This window comes from Aquimarina sp. U1-2, from assembly GCF_017897595.1.
Classification (GTDB): Bacteria; Bacteroidota; Bacteroidia; order Flavobacteriales; family Flavobacteriaceae; genus Aquimarina.
The window spans coordinates 1-6,637 of the sequence record NZ_JAGKIK010000027.1 but is presented as its reverse complement, the minus strand read 5'-3'; the positions used below and the strand labels follow the sequence as shown (position 1 = coordinate 6,637).

The window sequence follows — 6,637 nt, the reverse complement described above, 5'->3', positions numbered from 1 at the left end:
GAAAATTTATTTCTTTCACAAACTGCCTCCATAAATCAAGAGGTAGTTGAGAAAGAAATAAATTTAGCGCAAAGGCATGATGTCGGATAAGTAACAACTGTCAGATCAAGTAGTGGCTACTACACTTTAGGATAGGATATACTGATTTGTTAATCTTCATATCCATACATAACTCATCATCTTAGTTTCAAAATATACTTGTTAAATCCTTTTATATGAGTTCTAAACTGATTGCCCGAATAATCCCAAAGATATCTGACTCTTTCATAATGAGTACATCAATTCCTTCAACCGTAATTTCTGTGCCAGAATATTTACCATATAATACGGCATCACCAATTTTTACGGTCATGGGTTCATCTTTCTTTCCCTTTCCGACAGCTAGTACAATACCTTTTTGAGGTGTCTCCTTAGCAGTATCCGGTATAATGATACCTCCTTTTGATTTTTCTTCTGCGATGTCTGCTTTTACCAGGACCCTATCGGCAAGCGGTTGTATTTTAAATTTATGCATGATTATTTTTGTTAAGTATAGTTCAATAGGTTTGTAATTCAGTAAAAAGTACTTCTAGCCCTGTTCTTGTTTTTTTAAGTTTAACAGCAAAATTATCAAGCATTGCTTCTTTTTGTCCATCTTTAAAATCAAAATCCCCGTCCGATAGAAAAGGAAACCTTCGTTTTAGCATCACCTTTTGCTCCCTCCAACTTCTCGTAATATTCGTTTTAGCCATTTTACTATTTATTTATTGCCATTAAGTTTTCTTAATTGAGTAGGCGGATTTATAATTGTTTCTGGGCTTAATACGACACTTTTTTTTGTATCCATATTAAGAGTTGGAATAAGATTAAAATCTATATTAATAGAATTATTTAGTATTGGATCTGTTTTTATAGATTCTTCCAAAAAATCCAGTACCAATGCATCAATATTTTCATCAAATTTCCGGGCGAATAAGTTGTCTCCTTGCATCAAAAAGTCAATATCCGATCCAGTCAAAGTTTTTGGTTTCAATTTTATACCTTCGTCAGACATCCATATAATAGCTCTTAAATCATCATTTACGATTGTTTCGTTGAATGAAGTATTCATGAATATTGTCTGAAAAAATGATTCATCTGCTATCCATATATTGCGATAGAAATCTTCAAACTTTTTTACTTCAGGGCTATAGCAGATAAATTCACAGCAAGTCCTAGTCAAGATCATCCATTGCCCTCCTATATATGGGGTTACATTTTTCATGAAGGATCTTTGATAAGGTATGCCCGAAAAACCAATATCAGTTTCTTGAAAATAGTTTTCAATTCGATTCATCGTATCTGGGCGATCTCTAATCTGATTAGCAATCTTCATGAAGTTTTTACCGATGTTCTTGTCCAAAAAATCAAATATAAAATTGTTAGATTTCAAAGGAAAATCCTGATCGCTTAGATTAATAAAAAAATCCCATTTGAGGCAACGTTTTAAGAGATACTTCATTCCATTAATTTCAGACTGTACTCGACTGTATCCTCCACACACTACATTCTCACTTCTTAAAATATAAGCATTAGAATAATCTTCTAAAAAAGTTTTAATACCCTTTTTAGTAGTAGCATCAGATTTTTGATCAATATGGATTAAGTAGTGATTTCCTGGGTGATAAATTGCCTTAAATAATCGTCTGAATTGTTTAGGGAAACGATGTGCCAATATGAAGTAAGCAATCTTCGGTTTCTTTTTCGGGATATTGAAATGAAAGCTTTGCTTTTTTGTTATGCGTAATTTTTTTGTCATTTTATGTGTATGTCATTTAATTCTTAATTTTTATTCTTTTTAAACATTCATTGAACAAGCTCTCTTTCAAAAAATACTACTTCCTTTTTCTTAGGATTTTCAGCAAACGTACAATAGTATATTCGCCGGTAATATAACCGTACAACCAATTTAACTTCAGGGTTTACTTTGGCGTAAACGGTATCGCCCGGTTTGAATTTACTTTCTTGCCTTTCCATATACTTTATTTTCAAATTTTAGATACTTACGTCTTCATAACCACTTTTAATGATAATCGATATCATTTTAAATCGCTTATTTGCCATCACTATATTTCTTGCATGAGCTGGGATAATAATTGCGTGACCTGTTTCAACAATATTTGATTCGTCATTAATAATAATCTCAGCTTCTCCATCTATAATTTGAATAAGATTGTCAAAAGGAGAAGTTTTAGATTTCAATGCTTCTCCACTATCAAATGATGATATGGCTACGATTCCTGTTTTTTTCTTTAGAATTACTTTCATCACCACAGATCCAGGCACATAATCAATGGTATCCACCAATTTGTGCTTAAAGAATTTTTCTAATTCTTGATTTTTCATGAATGATATTGTAGAAAATTAATGTTAAACTAGAATACGTTAGCTGCGATTTGTCATTACTAATTATTCCTCGCTCCTTTTCTCTTTTCTTTTTGCAGCTTTTGCAGCTCTCTTTTCTTTCAAACTTTTTGCCGGGGCTTTTTTACCTGATTTAGATTTACCTTCTTTTCCTTTTGACATGATTTTCTGTTTTTAGATTATTAATACCCCTTCACGTATAAAAAAGAGTTTGATATGTATACAAAAATCGGTCATTTAAAGGTCTAATGTGTTACACTAGTCCGAACCTAGATTACATATATCACACTTTTCTGAAGGATTAAGTATTATGAACATCGAACAAACTATACACTATGATGTTTATCTATTATAAATCTTCCAGATTTTGTTTACGTTTTTCTTTCAGTCTTTTATAAAAAGTAGGTGTTAAACCTGTGATTTTTTTGAATTGATTAGATAAGTGTGCCACACTGCTATAGTGCAGTTTATAAGAGATCTCTGTAAGATTTAGTTCATCATAAATAAGTAATTCTTTGACCTTTTCAATTTTATGGACAATAATAAATTGCTGAATAGTAATTCCTTTCACTTCTGAAAATATGTTTGCTAAATATGTATAATTATAACCAACTTTTTCACTTATATAATCGGAATAATTAACTTTGGGCAATTCATCTGTGTAATGAATCATTTCGATAATAACGTTTCTGATTTTTTCAATTAGAATACTCTTTTTACTTTCCATCAATTCTAAGCCAGATTTACTTAGATTTTTCTTCAGTACGAGGCGTTGGTCTTTAGTTATATCTTCCAAGAGCTCAACAACACCTAATTCTAAAACCATATAATGCAATCCTAGTTTTTTTAACTCTTCTTTGACCATCAGTTTGCATCGTAAACTAACCATGTATTTTATGAATAGTTTTGTGCTCATATTTATAAAGTTTATATGTAAGGTATTTATTTATACGTTAGGAATTAGGATTTGTATCATTCTCGAAGATGTTGTCCAGGTACAAGCTTTTGTAAACGTAATATGGTTGACACTTCTCTACTCTTTTTTTTCTCAATAATTATATCCTTAGTAAACGAGATGATAAAATTTTCTCCAACATGTTTATTGATATGCAATGGATATTTTTCAAGTATAACAGACAGAACTTCATTAAAAACCAATATCTCATCAAATCCAGATATGGTTTTACAACAAAACGAATAACCTCCTTCAATTCGTCCTTGATACACTCCCTCTAGTTGTTCTATTCGATTTATTTCTTGGGAATTGCAAATGATAAATGAAATCAGCGCTATTAAAAAAAGTTTTATCTGTATTGTCATTTTTTGTATGGAGTTTTGCTTTGAGAATATATTTTTGAGCATTCTCATACGATCACAATACCTCTATTATATTTGAACTTGGATGTTAGATATTCAAAATTTAAACATATTATCAGTATAGGATATAAGATATAAAAAGCCATCTTTAATAGATGGCTTTTCAACACTTTTAGAGCGATAGGACTTGTTATTTAATCAATTCAACATTGACTGCGTTCATTCCCTTTTGACCTCTTTCCATCGTAAATTTTACGTTATCATTCTCACGAATTTCGTCTATAATACCGCTTTGGTGTACAAAAATATCCTCATCGGAATCTTTGAGTTTAATAAAGCCAAATCCTTTGGCACTATTGAAAAATTTTACTGTTCCTTCTTTCATTACTTTGTATTTATTATTTACTATTCTGTTTAATGTCTGTTTTATAATATTCATTGTTCTTTAATTTATTGTCTTAAAATTCTATCCTTATTCTATAGGTATAATTTGCATTTTTCCAACTTTCACAAAATTCTAATATGGCCCATAATGGCTGAAAAAAAATGTTCTTTTTGTACGATAGAGTATTCCATATTCATTAGCTGTATTGGCAATAATACTAATATTAATACGCAAAAAACACCGTAAGCATTACGATAGTCTTAAAGATCATGCTGTTATTTGCACGCTTGTTGATTTTACTTGTTTTGAAATAATTGTTCACCCTGTTTCTCAATGTTTTTTGAAAACTCAGAGTTTGTTATTTTTGAAAATTTTAGATTTTTGATACTATCAACTTTTTGTTTTAAGCCGGTCCTCCTATAATTCGGAGAAAACGTATAAACGTAATAGATGGAGAAACAAACAGGAATATTCAATTGTGAAGACTTGTTCTACGTTGAAAACAATACTCAAACCTATGTTGTTATCCTTAATATTTAACTTAAAATTGTTTTTTTGCACTATTGCCGAGAAAAAAAGAGAGCAAGAAAAGAATGTTGAATTTGAAAAAACAAAATTAAATTGAAGCTTTACGAATTTTATCATTGTGAAGATACCTTTAATTTAAGTATTATCTCCAAATCATATGTTAAATATTGACCCTTAAAAAGGGGGTATCATATTGTAAGACACGATAAATGCTTCCGGACACATCTGTCGACTTGTCAAATTTTAATAATATAATTTGATATATGAATTGTACCTTTCATAACAATATTATAGAACTGAATATTATAAAAGATTAGTTTTCTTCTCAATATCCTTAGCTATTACAATTAAATCATCAACTGTTGATCTACTTAGTATCTCTAAATATTTATAAAATATATTTATCAGTGGATATATACCTACTCTATGCGAAATTTGAGCAGATATAATTTTCTTTTTTAAAGCCCTTGAAATAGAAATACTTATTATTGTTGACCAACCATAAATTTTTGACAATTATGCACAATATTACTTTCATTAGCACGATCCATAGGGAAATTGGCAAATGCAACGCTGAAGAGTTGTATAGTATCATCGACAAATTAGGACCAGAAGTTATTTTTTTAGAGGCTATTGATGAAACTTATTCAGCATATGAAAAATTTTTATTTTCGACATATGGAGTATTTCATAAGAAATTGGAAATATCCGCAATTCAGAAATATAGCTTTAATACTTCTTTCCAATATGTTCCTGTATGTGAAAATGGTCTATCAGATGCCTTTCACAAAAAAATCAATTTAGTTTGTAAAAATAGAGAACTACAAAAATTGATTGATAATTTTAATTACTTGGCTGCCGAGAATGGATTTGAATTTCTCAATAGTTTAGAATGTATAAATCTTCAAGAAGAAATGCGTGTATTGGAAAGCCGGATTATAAATAATATTGAGATCAATAAAACAGTTAATGCAGACATTGAGGCTTACGAAAAACCAATGATTCGGAATATCTATTTATATTGTAGCAAGAATCACTTCAGTTCAGCAATTTTTATGTGCGGTGCCGCACATAGAAAATCAATTATTGAAAAAATAGAGAAATCTAAGACCGAGGAACTAGTGGATCTGACATGGACTATTTTTGAAAATTGAACTAGATCTCAAATAATCATATAACGTGAAAATATTTTCCGTGTTAAATAGTAAACTAAAAGTTTAATAAAACAGAACGATAAAATTCATGAAAGGATTTCTTGTAAGATTATTGATGTACCCTTTGTGTATTTTTTTACTCACTATAAATATCTATTTTTTAATCACTGAACCTTTTAATTTTAAACTTAAAGGAGGGTCGATTATGTTGGATAATTGTTTTAGTTTACTTAGCGGTAGATATTATATTAATATTTAGAAAAAAAGATAATTAAAAAGTTCAATAAAACGATAATTTGAAGATTTAATTTATAAATAAAAATACGAGGAAAATAAAGGATCTGTCCTTTATCACTATGTTAGGCACAATTGAAATGAACTTACCCAACAAACTACTTAAAGGTGATGAATTAAATTTCTTTTTGGAAAGTGCACAAGCCTATTCGTTAAACGCTATAAAAGAACATTTTGCCAAATATGAACCAGAATCTTTAAAAGAGAATTGGTTTTTATTACTTAGATGCATTGATGAACTTATCAATCTATCCTTGGAAATTGAAGATCATAATGTAAGAAAGGACTTCTTGGATTTGTCTTTTAATCTTATGGATGAATCACAGCTTGCTAAATTCAAGAGTGTGCTACATAAAATTGAAGACCAATTTGGAAAAGATGTTTCACAAAGACTTTTTCAATTTGCTCAAATGAATTTTGCTAGCACAATAGCATATGAAAATCATGGGTTAAACTGTAATAGTTAATACTTAATCTGACAATTTTAGTAATTTAGTTTAAATCAATTTAAATATTTGTCAGATGAACACAGAAGAAAAAATCATCAAACCAAAGTTAGGACTATTAGAGTTAGCAA

At 29.5% G+C, this 6,637-nt stretch carries 9 protein-coding genes; 2 read left to right on the top strand and 7 right to left on the bottom strand.

What is annotated here, in order from left to right; translation table 11 throughout:
• Nucleotides 1-211 precede the first annotated feature (211 nt).
• From groES to J8281_RS18705, 7 genes are all read right to left on the bottom strand, one after another.
• On the bottom strand, nt 212-514 hold the full coding sequence (groES, locus tag J8281_RS18735) for a co-chaperone GroES (RefSeq protein ID WP_210199200.1): 303 nt from the start codon (nt 512-514) through the stop codon (nt 212-214).
• Nucleotides 515-536: 22 nt separating this feature from the next.
• Nucleotides 537-731, bottom strand: a complete 195-nt coding sequence (locus J8281_RS18730; protein ID WP_210199199.1) for a hypothetical protein — start codon at nt 729-731, stop codon at nt 537-539.
• 8 nt (nt 732-739) lie between these two features.
• A complete protein-coding gene (locus J8281_RS18725) occupies nt 740-1,777 on the bottom strand; it encodes a beta-1,6-N-acetylglucosaminyltransferase (protein WP_210199198.1) in 1,038 nt (345 codons plus the stop codon).
• Between the two features lie 236 nt (nt 1,778-2,013).
• Nucleotides 2,014-2,322, bottom strand: a complete 309-nt coding sequence (locus J8281_RS18720) for a cupin domain-containing protein (RefSeq protein WP_371812639.1) — start codon at nt 2,320-2,322, stop codon at nt 2,014-2,016.
• 409 nt (nt 2,323-2,731) lie between these two features.
• Entirely contained in the window at nt 2,732-3,271 is a 540-nt protein-coding gene (locus J8281_RS18715) for an AraC family transcriptional regulator (RefSeq protein WP_210199201.1), read from the bottom strand.
• A gap of 83 nt (nt 3,272-3,354) precedes the next feature.
• Entirely contained in the window at nt 3,355-3,702 is a 348-nt protein-coding gene (locus J8281_RS18710) for a hypothetical protein (RefSeq protein WP_210199196.1), read from the bottom strand.
• 187 nt (nt 3,703-3,889) lie between these two features.
• A complete protein-coding gene (locus J8281_RS18705; protein WP_210199195.1) occupies nt 3,890-4,084 on the bottom strand; it encodes a cold-shock protein in 195 nt (64 codons plus the stop codon).
• 1,046 nt (nt 4,085-5,130) lie between these two features.
• Here J8281_RS18705 and J8281_RS18700 point away from each other — a divergent pair.
• Both J8281_RS18700 and J8281_RS18695 read left to right on the top strand, forming a co-directional pair.
• Nucleotides 5,131-5,766, top strand: a complete 636-nt coding sequence (locus tag J8281_RS18700; protein WP_210199194.1) for a hypothetical protein — start codon at nt 5,131-5,133, stop codon at nt 5,764-5,766.
• Nucleotides 5,767-6,122: 356 nt separating this feature from the next.
• The gene (locus J8281_RS18695) at nt 6,123-6,527 is read left to right on the top strand and encodes a hypothetical protein (protein ID WP_210199193.1); all 405 of its coding nucleotides are present in this window, start codon (nt 6,123-6,125) and stop codon (nt 6,525-6,527) included.
• Nucleotides 6,528-6,637 lie beyond the last annotated feature (110 nt).

Bases quoted from the DNA above. Each gene is read 5' to 3' on its own strand.
- groES (WP_210199200.1), bottom strand. From the start codon at position 514: ATGCATAAATTTAAAATACAACCGCTTGCCGATAGGGTCCTGGTAAAA.
- J8281_RS18730 (WP_210199199.1), bottom strand. From the start codon at position 731: ATGGCTAAAACGAATATTACGAGAAGTTGGAGGGAGCAAAAGGTGATG.
- J8281_RS18725 (WP_210199198.1), bottom strand. From the start codon at position 1,777: ATGACAAAAAAATTACGCATAACAAAAAAGCAAAGCTTTCATTTCAAT.
- J8281_RS18715 (WP_210199201.1), bottom strand. From the start codon at position 3,271: ATGGTTAGTTTACGATGCAAACTGATGGTCAAAGAAGAGTTAAAAAAA.
- J8281_RS18710 (WP_210199196.1), bottom strand. From the start codon at position 3,702: ATGACAATACAGATAAAACTTTTTTTAATAGCGCTGATTTCATTTATC.
- J8281_RS18705 (WP_210199195.1), bottom strand. From the start codon at position 4,084: ATGAAAGAAGGAACAGTAAAATTTTTCAATAGTGCCAAAGGATTTGGC.
- J8281_RS18700 (WP_210199194.1), top strand. From the start codon at position 5,131: ATGCACAATATTACTTTCATTAGCACGATCCATAGGGAAATTGGCAAA.
- J8281_RS18695 (WP_210199193.1), top strand. From the start codon at position 6,123: ATGTTAGGCACAATTGAAATGAACTTACCCAACAAACTACTTAAAGGT.